At 71.1% G+C, this 22950-nt stretch carries 20 protein-coding genes; 15 read left to right on the top strand and 5 right to left on the bottom strand.

Annotated elements, in window-relative coordinates; all coding sequences use genetic code 11:
* Positions 1 to 6 precede the first annotated feature (6 nt).
* Genes ACWDN5_RS02905 through ACWDN5_RS02880 form a run of 6 tightly spaced genes read left to right on the top strand, consistent with a single transcriptional unit; the run spans position 7 to position 5623 of the window.
* A complete protein-coding gene (locus ACWDN5_RS02905; protein WP_003096467.1) occupies positions 7 to 252 on the top strand; it encodes an acyl carrier protein in 246 nt (81 codons plus the stop codon).
* Complete coding sequence (locus ACWDN5_RS02900) at positions 245 to 973, top strand: SDR family NAD(P)-dependent oxidoreductase (RefSeq protein ID WP_310968164.1); 729 nt, start codon at positions 245 to 247, stop codon at positions 971 to 973. Before ACWDN5_RS02905 ends, ACWDN5_RS02900 begins: the two co-directional genes overlap by 8 nt.
* On the top strand, positions 970 to 2364 hold the full coding sequence (locus ACWDN5_RS02895) for an AMP-binding protein (protein ID WP_449674064.1): 1395 nt from the start codon (positions 970 to 972) through the stop codon (positions 2362 to 2364). The genes ACWDN5_RS02900 and ACWDN5_RS02895 overlap by 4 nt, the downstream gene beginning before the upstream one ends.
* Positions 2361 to 3413 carry a LuxE/PaaK family acyltransferase gene (locus ACWDN5_RS02890; protein ID WP_310968162.1) on the top strand — a complete coding sequence of 351 codons (1053 nt, stop codon included), beginning with the start codon at positions 2361 to 2363 and terminating at the stop codon, positions 3411 to 3413. The genes ACWDN5_RS02895 and ACWDN5_RS02890 overlap by 4 nt, the downstream gene beginning before the upstream one ends.
* A complete protein-coding gene (locus tag ACWDN5_RS02885) occupies positions 3410 to 4654 on the top strand; it encodes an acyl-CoA reductase (RefSeq protein ID WP_449674062.1) in 1245 nt (414 codons plus the stop codon). The genes ACWDN5_RS02890 and ACWDN5_RS02885 overlap by 4 nt, the downstream gene beginning before the upstream one ends.
* A gap of 12 nt (positions 4655 to 4666) precedes the next feature.
* Entirely contained in the window at positions 4667 to 5623 is a 957-nt protein-coding gene (locus tag ACWDN5_RS02880; protein WP_449674060.1) for a lysylphosphatidylglycerol synthase transmembrane domain-containing protein, read from the top strand.
* Between the two features lie 139 nt (positions 5624 to 5762).
* Here the strand turns inward: ACWDN5_RS02880 and ACWDN5_RS02875 are convergent, their stop codons facing one another.
* The gene (locus tag ACWDN5_RS02875; protein ID WP_449674059.1) at positions 5763 to 7628 is read right to left on the bottom strand and encodes a DUF6541 family protein; all 1866 of its coding nucleotides are present in this window, start codon (positions 7626 to 7628) and stop codon (positions 5763 to 5765) included.
* Positions 7629 to 7895: 267 nt separating this feature from the next.
* Here ACWDN5_RS02875 and ACWDN5_RS02870 point away from each other — a divergent pair, with 267 nt between their 5' ends.
* From ACWDN5_RS02870 to ACWDN5_RS02860, 3 genes are read left to right on the top strand one after another with little or no spacing between them, the layout of a single operon-like run.
* Positions 7896 to 9539: a hypothetical protein gene (locus ACWDN5_RS02870; protein WP_449674057.1), complete on the top strand. Its 1644-nt coding sequence runs from the start codon at positions 7896 to 7898 to the stop codon at positions 9537 to 9539.
* Entirely contained in the window at positions 9536 to 10972 is a 1437-nt protein-coding gene (gene wsfD / locus ACWDN5_RS02865) for a glycan biosynthesis hexose transferase WsfD (protein WP_449674055.1), read from the top strand. Before ACWDN5_RS02870 ends, wsfD begins: the two co-directional genes overlap by 4 nt.
* 9 nt (positions 10973 to 10981) lie before the next feature.
* Positions 10982 to 11710, top strand: coding sequence for a lysophospholipid acyltransferase family protein (locus ACWDN5_RS02860; RefSeq protein ID WP_449674053.1), 729 nt, complete (start codon positions 10982 to 10984; stop codon positions 11708 to 11710).
* A 66-nt stretch (positions 11711 to 11776) separates the two neighbouring features.
* Here ACWDN5_RS02860 and ACWDN5_RS02855 read toward each other — a convergent pair whose 3' ends face one another.
* The gene (locus ACWDN5_RS02855) at positions 11777 to 12574 is read right to left on the bottom strand and encodes an HAD family hydrolase (RefSeq protein WP_310968503.1); all 798 of its coding nucleotides are present in this window, start codon (positions 12572 to 12574) and stop codon (positions 11777 to 11779) included.
* Positions 12575 to 12670: 96 nt separating this feature from the next.
* Between ACWDN5_RS02855 and ACWDN5_RS02850 the strand changes: the two genes are divergently transcribed.
* Entirely contained in the window at positions 12671 to 13552 is an 882-nt protein-coding gene (locus ACWDN5_RS02850; RefSeq protein WP_449674052.1) for an LLM class flavin-dependent oxidoreductase, read from the top strand.
* A 138-nt stretch (positions 13553 to 13690) separates the two neighbouring features.
* On the opposite strand, the gene ACWDN5_RS02845 is transcribed toward ACWDN5_RS02850, so the two are convergent.
* Complete coding sequence (locus tag ACWDN5_RS02845) at positions 13691 to 15700, bottom strand: DUF6541 family protein (protein ID WP_449674050.1); 2010 nt, start codon at positions 15698 to 15700, stop codon at positions 13691 to 13693.
* A gap of 79 nt (positions 15701 to 15779) precedes the next feature.
* Between ACWDN5_RS02845 and glf the strand changes: the two genes are divergently transcribed.
* The 5 genes from glf to ACWDN5_RS02820 all read left to right on the top strand — a co-directional run bounded on the left by glf (position 15780) and on the right by ACWDN5_RS02820 (position 20737).
* Positions 15780 to 17003 carry a UDP-galactopyranose mutase gene (glf, locus tag ACWDN5_RS02840; protein ID WP_310968153.1) on the top strand — a complete coding sequence of 408 codons (1224 nt, stop codon included), beginning with the start codon at positions 15780 to 15782 and terminating at the stop codon, positions 17001 to 17003.
* The gene (locus ACWDN5_RS02835) at positions 16996 to 17514 is read left to right on the top strand and encodes a phosphatase PAP2 family protein (protein ID WP_449674048.1); all 519 of its coding nucleotides are present in this window, start codon (positions 16996 to 16998) and stop codon (positions 17512 to 17514) included. Before glf ends, ACWDN5_RS02835 begins: the two co-directional genes overlap by 8 nt.
* Positions 17511 to 18461, top strand: a complete 951-nt coding sequence (locus tag ACWDN5_RS02830; RefSeq protein ID WP_310968151.1) for a decaprenyl-phosphate phosphoribosyltransferase — start codon at positions 17511 to 17513, stop codon at positions 18459 to 18461. The genes ACWDN5_RS02835 and ACWDN5_RS02830 overlap by 4 nt, the downstream gene beginning before the upstream one ends.
* A gap of 107 nt (positions 18462 to 18568) precedes the next feature.
* Complete coding sequence (locus ACWDN5_RS02825) at positions 18569 to 19147, top strand: hypothetical protein (RefSeq protein ID WP_449674046.1); 579 nt, start codon at positions 18569 to 18571, stop codon at positions 19145 to 19147.
* Positions 19148 to 19222: 75 nt separating this feature from the next.
* On the top strand, positions 19223 to 20737 hold the full coding sequence (locus ACWDN5_RS02820; protein ID WP_449674044.1) for a hypothetical protein: 1515 nt from the start codon (positions 19223 to 19225) through the stop codon (positions 20735 to 20737).
* A gap of 11 nt (positions 20738 to 20748) precedes the next feature.
* Here ACWDN5_RS02820 and ACWDN5_RS02815 read toward each other — a convergent pair whose 3' ends face one another.
* Together ACWDN5_RS02815 and ACWDN5_RS02810 are read right to left on the bottom strand one after the other, a co-directional pair.
* Positions 20749 to 21504: a decaprenylphospho-beta-D-erythro-pentofuranosid-2-ulose 2-reductase gene (locus tag ACWDN5_RS02815; protein ID WP_310968148.1), complete on the bottom strand. Its 756-nt coding sequence runs from the start codon at positions 21502 to 21504 to the stop codon at positions 20749 to 20751.
* On the bottom strand, positions 21501 to 22835 hold the full coding sequence (locus ACWDN5_RS02810) for an FAD-binding oxidoreductase (protein WP_310968502.1): 1335 nt from the start codon (positions 22833 to 22835) through the stop codon (positions 21501 to 21503). Before ACWDN5_RS02810 ends, ACWDN5_RS02815 begins: the two co-directional genes overlap by 4 nt.
* Between the last annotated feature and the right edge of the window lie 115 nt (positions 22836 to 22950).

Genomic DNA, 22950 nt, shown 5'->3' with positions numbered 1-22950 from the left:
CAACGCATGTCCGAAGTCGCCCCCAAGCTGCGCGAGGTCTTCGTCGAGGCGCTGGACCTCGACGGCGGTGTCGACGTCGAGAACCTGAAGTACCGCGACATCGAGGCGTGGGACTCGGTCGGCCACATGGCGCTGGTCGCGGCCATCGAGGACGAGTTCGACGTCGAGTTCGACACCGACCAGGTCATCGACATGTCGAGCTTCAAGGTCGCCGTCGACATGGTCACCGAGCTCCAGTCGAAGAATGACTGATTTGTCCGGTCGCGTCGCGCTCGTCACGGGCGGGACGCGGGGGATCGGCCTGGCCACCGCCCGCGCTCTGGTGGAAGCGGGCGCGACGGTGGTGCTGACCGGACGTGACGAAGCTCGCGCGAAGGAAGCGGCGGCCTCCGTGGGCGCTTCCGGGCTCGCGCTGGACGTCACCGACGCCAAAGCGGTGTCTTCGCTGGTCAGGGGGGTCGCAAAGGAGCACGGGAAGCTCGACGTCGTCGTCGCGAACGCCGGGATCATGGAGGACGCGCTCCTCGGCATGATCAAGGAAGACCTCGTCGACACGACGCTGAGCACGAACGTCGCCGGCACGCTGCACACCGTCCAGGCCGCGGCCCGGGCGATGATGCGGAAGAAGTCGGGGGCGATCGTCGTGCTCGCCTCCATCGTCGGCGAGTACGGAAGCGCCGGTCAGACGGTGTATGCGGCGTCGAAGGCGGCGGTGGCGAACATCGCGCGGTCGGCGGCGAAGGAGCTCGGCCGGTCCGGCATCCGCGTCAACGCGGTCGCGCCGGGCGTCATCGAGACCGATCTCACCTCGGGCCTGAGCGAGGACGCGAAGGCGGAGAACGCCGGCAAGACGCCGCTCGGGCGCCTGGGCCGGCCCGAAGAAGTGGCGAACGCGATCCGGTTCCTGGTGAGCGACGAAGCGTCGTTCATCACCGGCCAGGTGCTGGGGATCGACGGAGGCTTGGTGCTGTGACGCTGTTGGGTGCGGGAGCCCGGCTGGTCGATGTGGCCGGGGGCCGCACGCTGGCGGGCGCGGAACTGTCGGCCGAGGTCGGCCGGGCGATGGAGAAGCTGGCGGCGCTGCCCACCGGCGTCGTGTTCGCGCGGATGTCGGTCGACCTGGACAGCGTGCTGACCTACCTGGGCGCGTTCGAATCCGGGCGGGCGATCGCGCTGATCGACCCGGCACTGGACGCGGACGTGCTGGCCGGGCTGGTCTCGCGGTTCCGGCCGGCGGCCGTGCTGTCGGCTTCGGGTGCCGCGCCCGACGGGTATGCCGCACGGGGTGCCGACTGGGTCCGCACGTCGGCCGACGGGGTCGTGCCGCACCCCGACCTCGCCGTCCTGCTGCCGACCAGCGGCTCGACCGGTAACCCGAAGCTCGTCCGGCTCTCGCGCCAGGCGATCCTCTCGAACGCCGACGCCATCGCGCAGGTGCTGCACATCGACGCCGACGAGGTCGCTCCCACCTGCCTGCCCCTGCACTACAGCTACGGCCTGTCGGTGCTGAACTCGCACCTGGTGCGGGACGCGACCGTCGTGATCGAGCCGTCCGGCGTGCTCGGCCGCGGCTTCTGGGACGCGGTGAACACCCACGGCGTCACGTCGCTCTCGGGTGTCCCGTACCACTACGAAATGCTGCGGCGGCTCAAGTTCGACCCCGCGAAGTACCCGACGCTGCGCACGCTGACGCAGGCCGGCGGGAAGCTGCGCGACGAACTGGTCGCCGAGTTCAACGAGAAGATGCTCGCCGTCGGCGGCCGGATGTACGTCATGTACGGCCAGACCGAGGCGGCGCCGCGGATGACGACGGTGCCCGCCGAAAAGCTGGCCGAAAAGCTCGGTTCCGCCGGGCCGGCGCTGCCGGGCGGCCGGTTCTCGGTCCGTCGCGACGACGGCTCGGAGACCACGCACCCGAAAATTGTCGGTGAGGTCGTCTACCGTGGGCCCAACGTGATGATGGGCTATGCGGACGACGAGTCCGGACTGGCCAAGGGCGACGAATACGGTGGCGTGCTGGCCACCGGTGACCTCGGGTACCTCGACGAAGAGGGGTACCTGTTCATCACCGGCCGGCTCAAGCGCATCGGCAAGGTGTTCGGCAACCGCGTCAGCCTCGACGATCTCGAGCAGGCCGTGCGCACGGCGGCGGTCGGGATCGACGTGGTGGCCGCGGTGGCGGCGGGCGACAAGGTCGTGCTGTTCGCCGAGGGCGCCGACACCGGCATCTGCAAGGACGCGTCGCGGGCGCTGGCCGAGCGGCTGCACCTGCACGCCAGCGGGTTCGACGTCCGCCCGATCGAAACCGTGCCGCTGCTGGCCAGCGGCAAGATCGACTACCGGACCTTGGAGGGGCGGGTATGAGTGTGTTCACGCGGTCGCAGGCCGACCGGGAGGCCTTGCTGCTGCCCGAGCTGGCCTCGCTGACGGCCCACCACCGGGCGAATTCCGAAGGCTACGACCGGATCCTGTCGTCGCTGGGGATCGCTGCGGACGCGCGTTTCGGCTCGATCGCGGACCTGCCGTGGCTGCCGGTGCGGATGTTCAAGACGCACGACCTGAAGTCCGTCCCGGACAGCGAGGTCTTCAAGACGCTGACGTCGTCGGGCACCACCGGCGCCGGCGCGTCCCGGATCTACCTGGACAAGGAGGCGGCGGGCGCGCAGACCAAGCAGCTGGGCGCGACGCTGCAGGAGGTCCTCGGCGGGGAGCGGCTGCCGATGCTGATGGTCGACACGATCGGCATCATCAAGAACCGCCGCTCGTTCTCCGCGCGCGGCGCGGGTGTGCTGGGCATGGCGAACTTCGGCCGCAAGCACACGTACGTGCTCGACGAGAACGACCAGCCGGACGTCGAGGCGGTCAAGAAGTTCCTCGCCGAGTACGGCGACAAGCCGTTCCTGATCTTCGGCTTCACGTTCATGGTGTGGCTGTACCTCTACGAGGTCGCGCGGGACCACGGGCTCGACCTGTCGAACGGCATCCTGATCCACAGCGGTGGCTGGAAGAAGCTGATCGACCGCGCGGTGGACAACACCGAGTTCCGGCGGCGGTTCAAAGAGGACACCGGCCTGACCCGGATCCACAACTACTACGGGATGATCGAGCAGATCGGCACGGTGTTCCTCGAAGGGCCGTCCGGGAACTCGCTGTACTGCCCGGACTTCGCCGACGTCGTCATCCGGAACCCGGAGACGTGGGAAGAGCAGCCGGTCGGGGAGCCGGGCGTGATCGAGGTCGTCTCGACGCTGCCGCGGTCGTACCCGGGGCACGTGCTGCTGACCGAAGACCTCGGCGTCTACAACGGCATCGACGACGGCGACTGGCCGGGCAAGCACTTCTCGGTGCTCGGGCGGCTGCCGAAGGCGGAGGCCCGCGGGTGCTCCGACACGTTCTCGGGAGCGGCGGCGTGACTTCTCTGACCCAGCGGTTCCCCGCTTCGGCCCCGATCGAGGTCGGTTCCCTGGTCGACGAGCTGCGCGCTTCGCCGCCGGGCGGTCGGCTGCGCGTCGGCGACCCGCGGATCGTCGAGTTCGTCACGAAGTTCGCCCGCAAGCTGCTCGCCCCGGCCACCGCGCGCCGGTTCCCGGAGCTCGCGTCGCTCGGCTTCTTCCTGCGCAAGGGCGAAATCGCCAAGGCGCTGTCCACTCTGGACACCTCGGGGAACGCGCTGCGGTTCCCGCGCGGGCTGGTCTTCCACGTGCCGCCGGCGAACGTCGACACGATCTTCGTCTACTCGTGGGCGCTGTCCGCGCTGGCGGGCAACCACAACGTCGTGCGAGTCTCGTCGCGCTCGGCCGGGGCCGCCGAGGCGGTGCTGGAGGCGCTGAACGCCGCACTGTCCGAAGTGGACGCTTCGGTGGCCGACGCCATCCGGGCGACCCAGCGGATGGTGACCTACGACCGCAGCGACGAGGTGAGCGGCGCCCTGTCGCTGGCCGCCGACCTGCGCGTCATCTGGGGCGGCGACGGCTCGGTCGCGGCCCTGCGGAAGTACCCCCTGGCCCCGCACGCGCGTGACCTGACGTTCCCGGACCGCTCGTCCTTCGCCGTCGCGTCGGTGGCGGGCTGGCAGCGGGCGTCCGCCGAAGAGCGGCGCGCGGCCGCGGAGGGCTTCTACAACGACTCGTACTGGTTCGACCAGGCCGCCTGCTCGTCGCCGCGCGCGGTGTTCTGGGTCGGCGACGAAGCGGGTGCGTCCGCGGCCGGGAGCGAGTTCCGCACGCTGCTGGCTTCGGTGCTGGAGACGAAGCAGCACGTCACCGAGCCGGCGATGGCGGTCCAGAAGCGCGTCTCGGCGTACGGCGCGGCGGTCGACGGGCTGGTCAAGGAGATCGAGTTCCAGGGCAACGGCCTGGCGACGCTCGAGCTGACCGACCCGGCGGTGCTGCCGCGCGAGTGGCTCGGCGCGGGCACGTTCGCCAACGCGCGGGTGTCCTCGCTGGCCGACCTGGTGCCGATCGTCCTCCGGAAGGACCAGACGGTCAGCCAGTTCGGCTTCACCGCCGAGGAGCTGACGGCGTTCGCGCACGAGCTCGCGGGCCGCGGCGTCGACCGGATCGTGCCGTTCGGCTCCGCCCTGACCTTCTCCGCGGTGTGGGACGGTTACGATCTGCTCTCCGAGTTCAGCCGCCTGGTCACGGTGCAGGCCTGAGGAGAGCCGTCGATGACGAAAGTTGAGGACCTGCCGGCGGCGGGAAAGCAGCCGAAGTCCACCCGGGCGAAGATCCTCGACGTCGTCCGGTGGGTGGCGATCCTGCTGGTCCTCGGCTTCGCGGCGAAGCAGCTGGCGGCCAACTGGGGCGAGTTCTGGCACACCCTGCGGGACGTCGCCTGGGAGTCGTCCCTGCTGAGCCTGGTCGCCCTGGTCGCAGCCATCCTGGTCTCGACCTGGGGCTGGCAGGTGATGGTCGACGACCTGGGCAAGCCGATCGGCTACGCCCGGGGCGCGCAGATCTGCCTGGTCGGCTCGCTCGGCAAGTACGTGCCGGGGTCGGTCTGGGCGTACCTGCTGCAGATGGAGCTGGGCCGCAAGGCGGGCCTGGCCCGCGCCCGGATCTTCACCGGCTCCCTGATCCAGCTCGGCGTGGGCGTGGTGTCGGCGCTGGTGGTGTCGCTCCTGGCGGCCCCGGCGGTGTTCAGCAACAGCCCGCGCGCGCTGTGGCTGTTCGTGCTCATCCCGCTCGGCCTGGCGATGCTGCACCCGAAGATCCTGACCTGGGGCACGTCCCTGGTCCTGCGGATCCTCCGGCGCCCCCCGCTGGCCCACCCGCTCGGCTGGGCGGTGATCGGCAAGGTCTTCGGCGCCTCGACGGCGGCGTGGTGCCTGCAGGGCGTCCACCTCTGGCTCCTGGCCAACTCGGTGGGCACCCCGGGCCTGAGCGGCTTCGTGCTCTGCGTGGGCGCGATGGCCGTGGCGATGACGGTGGGCACGTTCGCGTTCATCCTCCCCAGCGGCGTCGGCGTCCGCGAGGTGGCCCAGGTGGCGGTCCTGACGGCGAGCGGCCTGACGGTCGGCCAGGCCACCGCGTTCGCGGTCGCCTCCCGCGTGATGTTCACGGTCGCCGACCTGCTCACGGCCGGCTTCGCCGCGGTCGCCGCCCGCACCGCCCGCTCCGCCTGAACCCTTCCGCCGTGTCGTCCGCCCAGGTACGCGTGTCGTCCATCCCGGTACGCGTGTCGTCCGCCTGGGTACGCGAGCCAGCACCCCTGCCTGACGTTGTCCCCAGGTTGTCCACAGGGGTTGCGCACATGTGGACAACTCACGGCGTCAGCCGGTAGATCACCGCGTCCGGGTTGCGGTAGACCACCGTCAAGAACGGCTCGCCCGCCAAACCGACCAGCCCCGGCTGATAAGGCCGGACCGGATCACCGGACGGCTTTCCCGAAATGACCCAATGGATGTTCCACCGGCGCACCGCCGCCCGCACCGCCGGATCCGTCGAATAGTTTCGAAAGCGGTTTGCCAGCAACACCGCGTCCGACGGTGGGGAAGTTTCGTCGAAATGCCCGGCGACGGTTCGAATTCCCGCCAAAGCGTAAGTCCACGCGGTTCCGTCGGACCGGTCGTTCATCGCCCACTCGCCGGGCGCGGCCAGGGTGCCGAGCGCCAGCATCGCGGCCTGCTCGCCGGGTGTCACGCGCAGCGTCGACGGGTCCGCCGCCTGGTAGCCCGGGTACACCTGGTCGCCGTTCGACCGGACGTACAGCCCGTTCGAAAGCAGCACGAACCCCGGCAGGACCAGCAAGGCGACCGCCTGGACCCGCGACGGCAACCGGTCGCGCAACCAGGCCTGCGCCGACGCCAAGCCGTGGGCCGCCAGGACCGACAGCGGGACCGCCGCCATCGAGAAGAACCGGAACGGGTCGTCCCACCAGGGCCGGGACAGGGCCATCACGATCGGCGCGTTGGACGACGCCACCGCCACGTACGCCAACCCCGTCACCAACGCCGTCAGGCCGATCCAGCGCAGCTCACCCGCCCGCGCGAAGAACACGATCCCCAAGAACAACGCCACCGACAGCCACACCTGCGGGTGCGGCTCGAAGTGCTGGAACCCCAGCAGGGCGCCCAACGCCGTCGACGCGCGGTACTCGCTCGGCCAGCCGTAGTACGGCAACGCCAGCCCCAGCGCTCCGAACAGCTGCAGCCACGCCACCAGCAGCGACACCACCGCGATCGGCAGCAACGCCAGCAGGTCGCGGCCGAGCCGGCGCCACCCCGCCAGCCAGCGCTGCCCCAGCATCGGGCCCGCGAACAGGATCCCGCCGAACAACGTCGACGGGTGGATGCACAGCAGCCCCACCGCGGCGAGCACCAGCACCAGCCCGGTGTCCGGCGCGGCCCGCTCCAGGTACCGCCGCAGCGCCACCGCGGCCAACGGCGTCAGCGTCACGCCCAGCGCGAACGGCAGCAGCGGCCCGCGGTTCATCGACTCGTAGACGCCCGTCACCGGCGCCACCGCCGTCAGCGCCACGGCGCCCGCGAGCACGGCCCGGCCGCGGAACTGCCGCACCAGCGTCACCAGCGACAGCGCCAGCAGACCCGGCAGCAGCACGGTGTTCGCGTCCAGCGTCTCCGGGATCGACCCGCCGCCGAGCCGGTACGTCACCGACGCCAGCAGGTGGTAGGCGTTGGGGTAGAACACTGGTGGCGCGTCGCCGTACCAGTTCACGTGGCCCGTGCCGAACAGGCTGCCGTCGCCGGTGTCGGCGAGGTAGCGAACGGCGTTGCCGTGGTAGACCGCGTCGAACCCCTGGGGCAGCGCCCCGATCCGGCCCATCCCGAGCAGAGCCGCCCAGACCCCGGTGGCGGCCGCGAACAGCAGGCAGGCCAGTACCGCCAGGTGTCCACTTCTCGTCCACAATGGCGGTTCCGGCGACCGGCCGCGCACCGTGAACCTCCGCACACCGAAAGCGATCCCGGCGAACACGACCGTCGACACCGCGTACGTCAGCGGCGTGAACGGCAGCCCGGCCGCGGCGGCCCACGGACCGGTCAGCCCGCCGACGGCGTAGCTCAGCAACGGCGCCGTCCCGGCCAGGACCCAGCCGCGCAAACCCGCCGCGAGACCGATCAGGAGACCCGGCCCGGCGATGACGACAATGGCGATGCCTGCGGAGAGCACGGTGGAGACTAAGCCGGGAATGACCGGCTCGTCGCGTCGACGGGATAGCCCGATCGGCGCTTTTTCAGGACGTCACTTCGGCCGTCCGAGGCGACACCCGATCGGGTTATTCTGACCGGTGAATTTCCCTGATTGACTGTCGCCGGCGAAGTGATCCACCCCCATTCGGTCCCGTGATCGATCCACGCGAAACACTTCGCCGCCGATGATCGATAACCTGGCCGGGGAGCCGGCCGGGCGGGTGCGGTGCGAGGCGGAGGGGGCCGGGTGGTCTACGCGGTCGTGGTGGCGTGGCTGGTCGTCGCCGCGATCGTGGTGCTGACCTGGACCCGCCTCGACGCCGACCGCGGCCTGCGCGCCTTCGTCCTCACCCTCGCACTCGGCCTCTCGCTGCTGCACCAGCTACTGTTCGCGACCGTCACCGAAGACGCGCTGGTCACCTTCCGCTACGCGCAGAACATCGCCGACGGCAACGGGCCGGTCTTCAACCCCGGTGAACGCGTCGAGGGGTACACGAACTTCCTCTGGCTGGTCCTGGTCGCGCTGCCGCGTGCCGCGTTCGGCGCCGACATCCGCACGACGGCGGTCGTCCTGGGCGTCCTCGCCGCGCTCGGCTGCGTGCTCCTGGCGTACTTCCTGGCCAACCGGATCGTCACCGCGGCCGGCGCCGCGCCGCGGCCCGCGATCGGCGTGGCCGCCGCGGTGCTCACCGCGAGCGCCGGCGGCCTCGCCGTCTACGGCGCCTCGGGTTCCGAAGTCCCGCTGTTCGTGCTGCTCGTCCTCGCCGCCGGGTACGCGCTCGCGGCGCGCCGCCCGGTGGTCGCCGGGGTGGTGGTCGCCTTCGCCGTGATGACCAGCCCGGAAGGCCTGGTGGTCGCCGTGCTGGCCGGCCTGTGGCTGGCCGGGGCGGCCCTCAAGGAGAAGCACAGCTGGTGGGCGCCGGTGGGGTACGTTCTGGGCGCGCTGGTCTTCCTGATCCCGCGGCTGGCCTGGCGCGCGACGTTCTACCAGCACTTCCTCCCCGCCCCGCTGGCCGCGAAGCTCGGTGGGCCGCTCGATGAGCACCTCGCCACCGGCTGGCCGTACCTCGCCGGGTTCGCCCTGGCCCACCAGGGGTTCCTGCTGCTGGGGCTGGTCGCCGCGGTCGCGCTGCTGCTGCGTCGCACCGAAGCTGTGGAGGCTCGGGCGCTGCTCTGGCTGCTGTTCGCGATGGCCGCCGGGCTGGCCGCGGCGGCCGTGCTCATCGGCGGCGACCCCGGTCCGTCGTGGCGGCTGCTGGCCCCGATCCCGCCGCTGCTGGCCGTCGCGGCCGCCGGGACGTACGGCGTACTGACCGTGGACGTCGTGGCGAAGCCGTCGCCGTGGCCGAAGCCGGTCACGCCGCGGCTCGTCCCGGTGACCGCCTGCGGGCTGGCCGGCATCGCGGTCCTCGTCTCGGTGCTCAGCCCCGAGATGCTCGACCGGGTCCGCGTCTGGCACTCGCACGGCACCGAACTCGCCGAAATCGGCGACTGGCTCGGCGACTACCTGCCGCCCGGCTCCGTCGTCAGCGCCGCCGCCCCCGGCGCCCTCGCCGCCCACGGCGGGCAGCTGCTCATCATCGACGTCCTCGGCCGCACCGACGACCACATCGCCCGCGAAGGGCGGCACGACGGCGGCGTCGCGACCGACTACGACTACGTGGTGAACAGCCGCCGCCCGACCGTCGCCGTGCCCGCCGAGGGCGGCTACGCCGACCGCCAGCACTGCGTGATCGACCCGGTGTACGCGGGCAAGTACGAGGTCGCGACCTTCCGCCGCGTCGGCACGCCCTACTGGGTGTCGGTGTACCCGCGGGCGGAACAGGCGAAGTCGCTGGTCGCCGACCTCGACAAGGGCCCGGACTTCCGCTACGTACCCTGTCCTTCGTGAAGCTCGAGGCCCCGGACCGGCAGCTGGGCGCGGAAGCGCGGCTCGGGATCGGGGTGTTCGGCGCGTCGCTCGCCCTGTTCGTGGTGCGGTTCCTGGTGCCGCGCCCGATCGCGATGTCCAACAACGGCGACGGCGGCCGCGTGCTGTGCGGCGCCGGGATCACCTGGAAGGGCCTGCCCGAGCCGTTCGTCCACCTCAGCTACCCGCCCGCGCCGGGACCGCCGTGCCGGCCGACGTACCTGCTGACGCAGAGCTGGCTCGCGGACCTGGCCGTCCGCGTCGGACGGCTGATCGGCCTCCACGGCACGCTGAGCCTGGTCATCCTGGGCCTGCTGAGCAGCGTCATCGCCGCGGCGGCGATCACGGCCGTCGTGCTCGGCCTGCCACACCCGCGCCGGACCCGGCTGTTCGTGGCGGCCGGGCTCCTGCTGGTCGTCGCGGACTCGGCGTTCTTCGGCTACTTCGCGGCGATCCTCGGCGAAGGCGCGGCCTTCCTCGGCTTGCTGCTGGCCGTCGGCGGCCTGCTCCTGACCGCCCGGGAAGGCCGGTGGAGCTACGCGGGGATGGCGGTGACGTTCGCGGGCGGCGTCCTGGTGGTCAACGCCAAGGTCCAGACGCTGATCATCCTGCCGATCCTCGCGCTGGCGATCCTGCTGGTCCGCCCGGGCACGCTGAGCGGGGCCAAGCGGTGGGCGGCGGCGGTGCTGGTCATCGGCGCGATCGGCGCTGTCACGCTCTCCGCGCAGCAGAGCGTCGAGCCCGCCCGAGCGCCCGACGGCACCTACAGCGCCTTCCCGGGCGACGACTCCCGCGAGATCAACGTCTTCAACTCGATCTTCCTCAACATCGTCGACGGCAAGCACGACACCCAGGCCGACCTGGCCGCCCTCGGACTGCCGCCGTCGTTCGCGCCGTACGCGGGCAACGGCTGGTGGCACCCGCACCCGGCGACGACGGACCCGCTGTACCCGCGGTACCGCGACAAGATCAGCCGCCGGAACGTCGTGACGTACTTCGCGACCCACCCCGGCCGGACCCTGGCCGTGCTCGACCGCGCCGCCACCGACCAGCTCACCGCCCGGCCGGACTACCTCGGCAGCTTCGACCGGGACGCCGGCTTCCCGCCGCACGCGCAGGAGTACCGGGTGCCGGTCGTGTCGTGGCTGACCGGCCTGCTCGCCCCGCTCGGGCTGTTCGCGCTCGTCCCCATCTGGCTGTTCGTGCTGCTCAGGGCCTGGTCGCGGCGGCGGGACGCGCTCGGCGTCGTGCTGGCGTTCCTGTTCGCGGTCTCGGTGACGCAGTTCGGCACCGCGGCTCTCGGCGACGGCATCGAAGGCATCAAGCACCAGTCCGTCGCGCTGTTTTCGATCTTGCTCGCGCTCGTATTGTGTTCTTCCCCGCTGAACCGCCGCGCCGAACCTACGGTCCCGTAACCTGGCCGGATGGCCGACCTGGTTTACCCGCCCGTGATCGCGGCGGCCCGGACGATGTTCCGGGTACTCGACAACCGCATCCGGATCGAGGGCGCGGAGCACATCCCGCGCCGCGGCGGCGCGGTCATCGCGTGCAACCACGTGAGCTACCTGGACTTCATCTTCTGCGGGCTCGGCGCGCGCCCGGCCAAGCGGCTGACGCGGTTCATGGCGAAGAAGGAGATCTTCGACAACAAGATCGCCGGGCCGCTGATGCGCGGGATGCACCACATCTCCGTCGACCGCTCCGCCGGGCTGGCCTCCTACCGCGAGGCGCTCGCGAAGCTGCAGGCCGGCGAGGTCGTCGGCGTCTTCCCCGAGGCCACCATCAGCCAGTCGTTCACCGTCAAGGAGATCAAGTCGGGCGCGGTCCGGATGGCCGCGGCGGCCGGCGTCCCGGTCGTGCCGATGGCGCTGTGGGGCACCCAGCGGCTGTGGACGAAGGGCCGCCCGAAGGACCTGACCCGGCGGCACGTGCCGATCTCGATCCTCATCGGCGAGCTGATGCACCCGGCGAAGGGGGACGACTGGGACGTCGTCACGAAGGAGCTGCGCACCCGGATGAGCGCGCTGCTCGACCGCGCCCAGGCCGAGTACCCGGACCAGCCGGCGTCCGACGAGGAACGCTGGTGGCTGCCCGCCCACCTGGGCGGCACGGCGCCGACCCCGGCCGAAGCGGCCGAGCTCGACCGCCGGTGACATCCGGGGCTTCGCCCCGCGCCGGGGGCTCCGCCACCCGGACCCCCGCAAGACGGTTAGAACCAGCTAGAACCAGCGCTCGAGCACCTGGGCGACGCCGTCTTCGCCGGCCGGGCCGGTGATCTCGTCGGCCACGGACCGCGCCTGCGGGTGCCCGTTCTGCATCGCGACGCCGTGACCGGCCCACCGGAGCATCTCGACGTCGTTGGGCATGTCGCCGAAGGCGATCACCCGCTCGGGCTCGACCCCGAGCCGCCCGGCGACGTCGGCGAGCCCGGTCGCCTTGGTGATGCCGTGCGCGGACAGCTCGACCAGCCCGCCCGACGACGAGTACGTCACGTCGACGTCCCGGTCGAACAGCGCGTTCACCGCGTCCGCCATCTCCTCCGACGACATCCCGCGGTGGCTGACCAGCAGCTTGATCGCCGGGTGCCCGAGCACCTCGGCCCGCGGCGCGGTGCGGCCTTCGCCGTCGCCCCACGGGTTGTGGTAGTCCGGCTCGATCACGAAGTTGCGCATGTCGTGGTCGGCGCCGGTGCTGACCCGCTCGGTGGCCAGCCGGCAGCCGGGCAGGGCCTTGTCCAGCGCGTGCGCGATGTCGTGGAGCAGCTCGGGCCGCAGCAGGCCGTGCACCGCGACGACCTCCTCGCGGCCGCAGTCGTACAGGACGGCGCCGTTCGCGCACACCGCGTACCCGGTCAGCTCGAGGGGCCCGGCCACGGGCGCGATCCAGCGCGGCGGCCGCCCGGTGGCCAGCACGAACGGCACACCCGCGTCGATCGCCCGGCGCACGGTGGCGATCGTGCGGCCGGTCAGGGATTCGGAGGGGCCGAGCAGGGTGCCGTCGACGTCGGACGCGATCAACTGGGGTCTCTCCACCCCGTCATTGTCCCTGACTCGTTCGGGCGAAGACGTTCCCATCCGTGCGACAGCCGGTGGTGACCGATAGTGTCCGGCCTTGTGCGAGTAGGCATCGTCATTCTTCCGGAAGATCGTTGGTGGGCCGCCGAGCCGAAGTGGCGTGCCGCCGAGGAGTACGGCTTCGACCACGCTTGGACCTACGACCACCTCGGCTGGAGAAACCTGGTCGACGGCCCGTGGTTCTCCGCGATCCCGACCCTGACCGCGGCGGCGACGGTGACGTCCCGCATCCGGCTCGGCACGTTCGTGGCGTCCCCGGTCGCCCGGCACCCCGTGCCGTTCATGCGGGAGCTCAACACCCTCGACGACATCTCGGACGGCCGGTTCGTCCTCGGCGTCGGCGCGGGCGTGGACCACCTCCGCTACGACGGCGCGGTGCTCGGCGCCCCAGAGTTGACGCCCAAACAGCGAGTGGACCGCTTCACCGAGTTCGTCGAGGCGCTCGACGGGCTGCTCATGACCGACAAGTTCGACTTCGACGGCGAGTACTACCGGGCCCGCGAGGCCCGCAACCTGCCCGGCCCGGTCCAGCGGCCGCGGCTGCCGTTCGTCGTCGCGGCGAACGGCCCGCGCACGATGACCCTCGCCGCGCGCTTCGGCGCGGGCTGGGTGACGACCGGCAAGGGCGGCGAGACCGCCGACGAGTGGTGGGCCGGCATCGAGCAGCTCACCGAGGTCTTCGACGGGCGGCTGGACGCGGCGGGCCGCGACCGCGCGAGCATCCAGCGGTTCCTCAGCCTGGACGCGTCACCGGTGTTCTCGCTGAGCAGCGTGGAGGCGTTCCGCGACGCCGTGGGCCGGGCGAAGGAGCTCGGCTTCACCGACGTCATCTCGCACTGGCCGCGGTCGTCGTCGCCGTACGAAGGCCGGGAAGCCGTGCTGGAGCAGGTCGCGAGCGACGTCCTGCCGGAGCTGCGCTAGTCCGAACGAGTGACATCGGGGTGATCGGGAAACCGATTGCCGGTCCGCCGGCGTCGATACTTTGCAGACGACCGAGATCACCCCGGGGGTGCGGGGGCCCTCGTGGCCGCGGAGGGGCGCCGCGGCCACGAGGGCGTTCTACTTCACGATCCGGTAAATGACCGCGCCCGGGTTCCGGTAGACGACCTGCAGGAAGTCGTGCCCGTCCAGGTGCTGCAGGCCCCACGCGATGGGCGTGTCCCGGCGGATGGTGCCGCTGCCCACCAGCACGTAGTGGATGTTCAGCCGCTGAACGGCCGCGCGCACCTGCGGGTCGCTGTCGTAGTCGACGAAGTGCCGGGCCAGGTAGAGCGCGTCCGGCGGGGCCACCCCGGCGTCGTAGTGGCCGGCCACCGGGTGCACGCCGGTCAGGGCGTACATCCAGGCCGTGCCGTCGAGCCGGTCGTTGAGCACCTTCTGGTCGGCGGGGATGCCGAGCGTGCCGAGGTGGTCCATCGCGTCGATCTCGTCCTGGCTGACCGGCGGGACCACCTCGCCGGGCAGGCCGTTGTAGTAGAGCAGCGACACCGTCTTGGCGTTGGCCGCGCGGTAGAACCCGCCGGTCAGCACGCCCATCGCGACGACCAGGAGCACCGCCGTCGCCAGCCCCACCCGGCCGGTCAGCCACGGCCGCGCGCGCACCCAGGCGCGGCCGCTCGCGAGCTTCGCCAGCCACCGCTGCGTCTCGCTCATGCCGTGCGCGGCGAGCAGGCACAGCGGGATCGACGCCAGCGCCATCAGCCGGAACCGGTCGTTCCACCACGGCCGCGACAGCGAGATGACCCAGTGTTCGCCGCCGAAGCAGGCGACCACCACGAACAACGCCGACAGCCCGAGCGCCGAGAGCACCAGCCAGCGCATCCGCCGCAGCGCCACCAGCGTCAGCACGCCGATCGCGAGGAACACCGTCAGCCAGATCTGCGGCACCGGCAGCACCTGCTTGAACGTCGCCAGCATGGCCAGTGCCTTCCACACCGGCATGTGCGAGCCCCAGGCGTAGTACGGGTACGAGCCGGACGTGAAGCCGATCGCGCCGAGGATCATCGGCGCGGACAGCCCGCCGGCGAAGACCATCACCGGAACCATCCGCAGCACGTCGCCGCCGATGACCCGCCAGGCCCGCTTGCCCTCGGGGACGCCGTCGACGCGACGGCCGCGCAGTGCCCGGTACCAGCGCTGCACCACCAGCGGGAACGCGAACAGGATCGCCCCGAACAGCGCGCTGGAGTGCGCGGCGAGCAGGCCGGTCGCGGTCAGGGCGAGCACCGCCCCGGTGTCCACGCCCGGCCGCGCGACGAACCGCTGCAGCGCGATCACCGCCAGCGGCGTCAGCACGATGCCGAGCGCGAACGGCAGCAGCCCGCTCGACACCGACTCGTACGCCCCGGTCGTCGCGCCACCGGCGACCAGCGCGGCGCTGCCGGCGAACACCGCGCGGCCGCCGAGCTGCCGGACCAGGGCGGCCATGGCCAGGGCGAACAGCCCGGCGATCGGCATCGTGATCGCGTTGAGCGTGACCGGGATCGACGTCCCGGACAGCTCGTAGACCAGGGCCCCGACCAGGTGGTAGGCGTTCGGGTAGAAGGAGCCGGCCGGGTACCAGTTGATGGTGCCCATGCCGGTCAGCGAGCCGTCGCCGGTCTCGGCGATGTAGCGGATGCCGTTCGCGTGGAAGACGGTGTCCCAGCGCTGGAACACCGCGGTCGTCCCGCCGCGGCCGGAGACGACCACGGCGATCGACACGGCGACGGCGATCGCGACGCAGGCCCCGACGGCCAGGTGGGCCCGGCGCGTCCAGGGCACGGCGGGCTCCTCGGCGCCCGGGGTGAGCCAGCCGCGCGCGGTGGCCAGGCGGCGCAGGCCGTACAGCACGCCGGCGAGCAGCAGGGTGACCGCGGCCACGCTGAGCGGGCCGTACGGGATGTGCGCGATGGCCAGCCAGGGCCCGGCCAGGCCGGTGATGGCGTAGCTGAGCAGCGGCGCGAGGCCGGCCAGGGCCCAGCCGCGCAGGCCGGCGGCCCACCCGGCGACCCCGCCGGGGACCGCCAGCACGGCCAGGTAGGTGGCCACCGCGCCGAAGTAGCTCCAGAAGTCCTCGGGTGCAGGCACTGCTTTCCAGGTGTGTCGTAGGCCGAAATGTGATAGGTGGGTGCGGGCCGTGCGACCGACCTGCGTACCCTCGACGCCCGTGAGCGCGCACACGAACCCCGCCAAGATTACTGAAGACGATTTCGCAGGTTACGACCTCGTCGTCGTCGGGTCCGGCTTCTTCGGCCTGACGGTCGCCGAACGGGCCGCGGCCGAGCTGGGCAAGAAGGTCCTCGTCCTCGAGCGACGCAGCCACCTCGGCGGCAACGCGTACTCGGAGCCCGACCCGGAGACGGGCATCGAGGTGCACAAGTACGGGGCGCACCTGTTCCACACCTCGAACAAGCGCGTGTGGGAGTACGTCAACCGGTTCACCGAGTTCACGAACTACCAGCACCGCGTCTTCGCGCGGGTCAAGGACCAGGTCTACTCGTTCCCGATGAACCTGGGCCTGATCAACCAGTTCTTCGGCAAGTCGCACACCCCGGACGAAGCGCGCGAGCTGATCGCGAAGCAGGCGTCCGAGTTCGAGACCTCCGCCGCGCAGAACCTCGAGGAGAAGGCGATCTCGCTGATCGGCCGCCCGCTCTACGAGGCGTTCATCAAGGGCTACACCGCGAAGCAGTGGGAGAACGACCCCAAGAACCTGGGCGAGAACATCATCACGCGCCTGCCGGTCCGCTACAACTTCGACAACCGGTACTTCAACGACACCTACGAGGGCCTGCCCGTCAACGGGTACACCGCGTGGCTCGAGAAGATGGCCGAGCACGAGAACATCGAGATCCGGCTGAACGTCGACTACTTCGACGTCCGCGAGCACATCCCGGCGGGCACCCCGACCGTCTACACCGGGCCGCTGGACCGCTACTTCGGCTACTCGGCGGGCAAGTTCACCTGGCGCACCGTCGACTTCGAGTCCGAGGTCGCCGAGACCGGTGACTTCCAGGGCACCTCGGTCGTCAACTACAACGACCAGGAAGTCCCCTACACCCGGATCATCGAGTTCCGGCACTTCCACCCGGAGCGGGACTACCCCAAGGACAAGACGGTCATCTTCCGCGAGTACTCCCGCTTCGCGGGCGAGGACGACGAGCCGTACTACCCGATCAACACGCCGGAGAACCGCGAGAAGCTCGAGGCCTACCGCGAGCTGGCCAAGGCCGAGGCCCGCGAGAAGAACGTGCTGTTCGGCGGCCGGCTGGGCACGTACAAGTACCTCGACATGCACATGGCCATCGGCTCGGCGCTGTCGGCGTTCGACAACAAGATCGCCCCGCACCTGACCGACGGTGCGCCGCTCGACGGGTCCCTCGATGCTTGAGAAGGGGCAGCCCGCCGGAGAGGTGGCGGTCCTCGCGAAGGCGCAGGGCTTTCTGAAGAGTGAAGCTTCGGTGAAGGCTGCGCGCGGCATGTCGCACTTCGGCGAGCACGCGCTGGGCTGGTTCGGCCTCGGCCTGATCGGGGCTGTGGTCGACAAGGAACGGCGCAAGGACTGGCTGGTCGCTTCGGCGGGTGTCGTCGGGGCGCACGCGGCGTCGATCGCGGTGAAACGCGTGGTCAGGCGGCCGCGACCGGACCACTCGAGCGTCGAGGTCCTGGTCGGCACGCCGAGCAAGCTGAGCTTCCCGTCGTCGCACGCGACGTCCACTACGGCGGCGGCGGTGCTCTACTCCGGATTGACCGGGCGTAACCTGGTGCCCGCCCTGGTACCGCCGATGCTGGCCTCGAGGCTCGTGCTCGGCGTTCACTATCCGACAGACGTTCTGGCCGGTGCAGCTCTCGGGGGGCTCGTCGGTGGTCTGATACGACGGAAGCTGAAGAAGAACCCATGAGCGAGACGACCGAGCAGCGCGACAGCGACGAAACTGCCGTGACTCCTGAGGTTGGTGTGTCACGCGGGCCGTTCGGCCTGGTCGGCGGCGTCATCAAGACGGCGCGGCCGCGGCAGTGGGTGAAGAACGTCCTGGTCTTCGCGGCCCCGTTCTTCGCGTTCTCGAAGTCGACCGACCGCACCGGTCTCCTGATCGACGCGGTCATTGCCTTCGTGGCCTTTTCGCTGGTGGCGAGCTCGGTCTACCTCATCAACGACGCCATCGACGTCGAGGCCGACCGTGCCCACCCGACCAAGCGCAACCGGCCCATCGCGGCCGGCATCGTGCCGGTCCCCGTCGCGTACGGGGCCGCGGTCGTGTTCTTCCTGGCCGGCCTCGGCGTGTCGTTCCTCGCCAGCTGGCAGCTGGCGGTCGTGCTGGGCGTCTACGAGGCCGTCCAGCTCGGCTACTGCTTCGGCCTCAAGCACCAGCCGGTGGTCGACCTGGCCATCGTCGGCTCGGGCTTCCTGATGCGCTCGATCGCCGGTGGCGTGGCGGGCGGCATCGCGCTGTCCCAGTGGTTCCTGCTGGTCACGGCGTTCGGCTCGCTGTTCATGGTGGCGGGCAAGCGCTACGCGGAGATCATGCTGTTCGAGCGGACCGGCGCGAAGATCCGCTCGTCGCTGAAGAAGTATTCGGCGAGTTACCTGCGGTTCGTCTGGGCGACCTCGGCGGCGATCCTGATCATGTCGTACTGCCTGTGGGCGTTCGAGATCCGCCAGACCGAGCACAACTCGGTGTGGGCGCTGATCTCGATGGTCCCGTTCCTGGTGGCGGTGCTCAGGTACGCGGTGGACGTCGACGGCGGCATCGCGGGCGAGCCGGAGGAGATCGCGCTCAAGGACCGCATCCTGCAGGTGCTGGGCGCGACCTGGGTGATCACCCTGTTCCTGTCGTTCTACCTGTGACTCTTCGCGAATCGACAGCTTCGCTACAGGTCACGCACAGCTGACGGGCGCACCCTGAGGTGGTGGGGGCGGGCACTGCGCCCGTCCCCGTGACCACAGGAGCGACCATGAACGACCAGCCGCGCGAGCAAAAGGCCCCGGACGGAGCCGAGCAGCCGACAGTCGAGCACCCGACCCCGGCGCCCGACGCCCCCACCGCGGCGAACGAGACCCCCGCGCCGAGCGCCCCGGCAGCCGAGCCCGCGGTCCCGGGCCAGCCCGCCGCCTCGCCGACCTCCGCCGCCGCGCAAGGTGCGGCCGACCCGGCGGCGTCCGGCCAGCCCGCATCCGGCACCCCGGCCGACCAGACCGCCGTCCACGGCCAGCAGCCCCGACCCACCGGCCAGCCCGGCCCAGGCCACCCCTACGCCGCCTGGGGCCCACCTCAAGCCGCTCCGCGGCAGGCCGGCGGGTTCCGGCGGTTCGTCGGTCACCGGGCCACCCAGCTCGTCGCCGTCGGTGTGCTCGGCATGCTCGTCGGCGCGGGGATCGTCGGCGGGATCGCCGCCGCGAGCCACCACGGTCCGCGGGATGGCCGTCCCGGCGTGCACCGCCAGTACAACGGCCCCGACCAGGGCTTCGACGGCCGCGGGCCCGGCTTCGGCGGCCGTGGCAACGCCGGCTCCGGGACCGGGGACGGCATCTGATCCCCGACTGTGGCCTCGGCCACCCATACCCCGCTCAGATCACAGAAGCATCACGAGCGGGGTACGGTACCCGGGATGCGAAGCGCCTCCGCAGAACTCCCCAAAGCCGTCCGCGCGCTGCCGGCGGCCATCCCCGCCACCCGCGCTTGGGCCCTGCCGGCGGGCGCCGCGGCCGCCTCCGCCCTCGTGTTCGCCCTGGTCAGCAGCCATCTCATCGATGACACCTACATCACGCTGTCCTACGCGAAGAACCTCGCCTTCCACGGCCACTGGGGCCTGATCGAGCAAGGGACGGCCAACACCGCGACGTCCCCGCTGAACGTCCTGGCCCTCGGCGCGGTCACGTTCCTCGTGCGCGACGCCGTGCTGGCCGCCGGGGTCGTCTTCGTCGCCGCGCAGGTGCTGCTCGTGCTGGGCCTGCGCCGGCTCGGCGAGCGCACCGGCCTGCCACCGGCGTTCGCGCCGCTGACGTTCGCGTTGCTGCTGCTCAACCCGCTGCTGCTGTCCTCGATCGGCCTGGAGGTCGCCCTCGGCGCCACCGGCGTCGTGTGGACGCTGGTCTACGCCGGCGAGCGCCGGGCCGGCCGCCTGGGCGTGGTGATCGGCCTGCTCGCGCTCGTCCGGATCGACCTGCTGCTGATCGCCGCGGTGCTGTTCGCGGCCCGCCGCGAGTTCTGGACCGGCATCTGGCGGACGGCCTTCGCGGCGCTCGCCGTCACGCTGCCGTGGTTCGGGTTCAGCTGGGTGGTGCTCGGTTCGGCCGTGCCGGACACGCTCGTCATCAAGATCAGCCAGCAGTCGTGGGGACCGTTCAGCTTCACCAACGGCCCGCTGCTGTACTGGCGCAACTTCCCGGCCGCGGCCGCGCTGTCGTTCCTGCCGCTGCTGCTGGCGGCCCTGACCGGCATGGCGTGGCTCGTCCAGTACCGCCGCGGCTCCGAGACGGCCCGCCGCCTGAGGCCGTTCGCGGCGCTCGCCGTCGCCGGCGCGCTGCACTACCTGGCCTACAGCCAGCTGGGCGTGCCGCCCTACCACTGGTACTACGCGCCGAGCATCATCGGCGCGACGATCTTCCTCGCCGCCTGCGCATCGGCGGTCCCGGAGCGCGTCCGGCGTGCGACGTGGACGCTGGCCGGAGCGGCGCTCGTGGCGAGTGCCGCGGTGTACGCGCTGCCGGGCCTGCCCCGCCAGTTCGCGCCGATCACGAGCAACCACGCCTCGACGACGGAGTACCGCGAAATCGGCCACGAGCTGGCGGCGATCGCCCACGGCCGCAAGGTCGAGACGGCGGGCGAGGTCGGCGCACTGGCGTACGCGTGCGACTGCGAGCTGGTCGACGAGTTCTCCGACCGCGGAGCCGTCGACCCGGCCATCACCGAGACCAAGCGCCGCAGCGGCGACCTGGGCCGGGCGCTGCTGGAGGCCAACTTCCACAACTTCGACCACAGCATCGCACCGACGAGCCCGGACCTGGTCCTGGCGACGACCCGCCGCACCCCACCCCGGACGGCCCTGGCGAGCTGGCACATCGACTCACCGTGGGTGGGCAGCCAGAACCTCTACCTGGTGCCCGCGCACGCCGTGAGGTGACGCCGAGCGCGTCAGATCGGCAGCTTGCGGAAGATCGGCCGCGGGACGTGCCGCAGGGCCGACATCACCAGGCGGAACGGCGCCGGCGCCCAGACCAGGTCCTTGCCGGCGCGCGCCGCGCCGACCGCGATCTCCGCCACCTGCTCGGCCGTCTGCGCCAGCGGGGCGTCCTTGAGCCCCTCGGTCATCTTCGTCTTCACGTGGCCCGGGCGGACGACCGTCACCTTCGCCCCGAACGGCGCGAGCGCCTCGCCGAGACCCAGGTAGAACCCGTCGAAGCCGGCCTTCGTCGAGCCGTACACGAAGTTGGACCGGCGGACGCGCTCGCCCGCCACCGACGACAGCGCGATCACCGTGCCGTGGCCCTGGGCCTTGAGCTTCTCCGACAGCGCGACGCCGACCGACACCGCCGCCGTGTAGTTCACCGTGGCCAGCTCGACCGCCTTCGCGTGGTCCTGCCAGACCTCTTCCGGGTCGCCGAGCAGGCCGAACGCCACGACGGCCACGTCGATGTCGCCGCCCTCGAACGCCTTGGCCAGCACACCCGGGTGCGAGTCCGTGTCCTTCGCGTCGAAGTCCACTGTGGACACCTCGGCGCCGCGGTCCTTCAGGCGCTGGGCGGCCGCCTCCAGCCGGGGCGACGGGCGGGCGGCCAGCACGACCCGCAGGGGCTTCTCGGCCAGGTACTTCTCGGCGATCGCCAGCGCGATGTCGGACGTGCCGCCGAGCAGGAGCAGGGACTGGGGGTTGCCCACCGCGTCGATCACAGTTCGAGCCTCCGGCTCATGTCAGAGGCGAAAACGCCTTCGGGGTCGATGGAAGCGCGCACCTTGCGCCACTCTTCGAGGCGCGGGTACATCTTCGCGAACGTCTCGGGCGAGGTGCGCGAGTCCTTCGCCGTGTACAGCCGCCCGCCCAGCTCCAGGACGTCTTCGTCGAGCTCCTGGCAGAACCGGCTGAGGCCGTCCTTGATCGGGAAGTCGACGCAGACCATCCAGCCCGGGTGCGGGAACGACAGCGGCGCCGCGTTGCCCTCGCCCATGCGCTTGAAGACGTTGAGGAAGGACACGTGCCCCGACTCGGCGATCTTCTTGACGATGTTCCGCAGCGGCTCGTGCGCGTTCGGCGGCGTCGAGAACTGGTACTGCAGGAAGCCCTTCGAGCCGTAGGCCCGGTTCCACTCGCCGAACATGTCGAGCGGGTGGTAGAAGGCGGTCAGGTTCTGGATCACGCCGCGGGCGGCCTTCGGCGTCTTGCGGTAGTACAGCTCGCCGATGGCGCCGAAGGTCAGCTTGTTGGCCAGGCCGTTCGGGAAGACGTCCGGAAGCGTCGCGATCTGGGGGGCGTCGAACTTCAGCGGGTTCGCGCGCAGCTTCGGCGGCAGTTCGTCCAGCTTGGCCAGCGAACCGCGGCCGAAGGCGGCACGGCCGAGCTTCGCGCCGGTGGAGATCGTGTCGAACCACGCCGACGAGTACGTGTAGTTGTCGTCGGAACCGTCGGTGACCAGTTCCAGGGTCTCGTCGAGGTTGTTCGTGCGCTCGTTGTCCGCGAGGAAGTACGCGGTTTCGGTCTTGGTCATCCGGATCTTGGCCCGGACGATGATGCCGGTCAGGCCGATGCCCGCGACGGTCGCCCAGAACAGCTCGGCGTCCGGGCCGTCCGGCGTCAGCGTGCGGACCTGCCCGTCGGCGGTGATCAGGTCCATCGACACGACGTGGTTGCCGAAGCTGCCCGCGCTGTGGTGGTTCTTGCCGTGGATGTCGTTGGCGATCGCGCCGCCGATGGTCACCTGGCGCGTGCCCGGCAGCACCGGGACCCACAGGCCGTACGGCAGGGCCTCGCGCATCAGCTGGTCGAGGCTGACGCCGGCGTCGACGTCGACGAGCGCGGTGTCCGGGTCGATCGAGTGGATCCGGTTCAGCGCCGTCATGTCGACGACGAGGCCGCCGGCGTTCTGCGCCGGGTCGCCGTAGGACCGGCCGAGGCCGCGGGCGATCACGCCGCGCGCACCGGCCTGGGCCACGGCGCGGGCGATCACTTCGACATCGGAGGTGGTCAGCACGTCGGCGATGGTCGGTGACGTCCGCGCCCAGCCCATGAGCGTGCGACGCTGTGTGTTGGGTACTTGGGTCACCCGACCAGGGTAGCCACGCCCAACCACGCCCGGAACGTGACCCTGAAGTGCTCATCTCTACACTTTGCGCATCAAGGCA

Source organism: Amycolatopsis sp. NPDC003731 (genome assembly GCF_053586895.1).
This window is presented reverse-complemented; position numbering and strand designations above follow the sequence as displayed.